Source organism: Bartonella sp. AA2SXKL, from assembly GCF_042197205.1.
In the GTDB taxonomy this organism is placed as follows: Bacteria; Pseudomonadota; Alphaproteobacteria; order Rhizobiales; family Rhizobiaceae; genus Bartonella.
In genome coordinates this window covers 382-695 of the sequence record NZ_JBHIRN010000156.1, presented here as the reverse complement: position 1 = coordinate 695, position 314 = coordinate 382, and the positions used below count along the sequence as shown (strand labels likewise).

1 protein-coding gene is annotated in these 314 nt (G+C 43.6%); it reads right to left on the bottom strand.

Annotated elements, in window-relative coordinates; genetic code table 11:
* On the bottom strand, nucleotides 1–314 hold a 314-nt coding region (locus ACFINS_RS10390), incomplete at both ends, for a DHH family phosphoesterase (RefSeq protein WP_375706226.1).

Here is a 314-nt window from a genome sequence, read left to right as displayed (position 1 = left end):
GATCAGGAAGTTCTTCTACAAATTTCTTCTTTCGCAATAAATGATGAACCCATGCTAACGTGACAAAGACAACGCCAGCAGCACACAAATGCCCCTGTCCAGAAAAATCATCTGGGCGATTAGGATTAACAAGAGCAACAGCTTCTTGATGAACCTCTGACATTTGATGATGATCTAAAACGACAACATCAGCACCTGCAAGCCTCGCTGCTTTTACTGCATCTGGACTGTTCGCACCACAATCAACTGTAATAATCAAATGAGCGCCTTGTTGTACCAACATCCTCATTGCTTGCTCATTCGGGCCATATCCT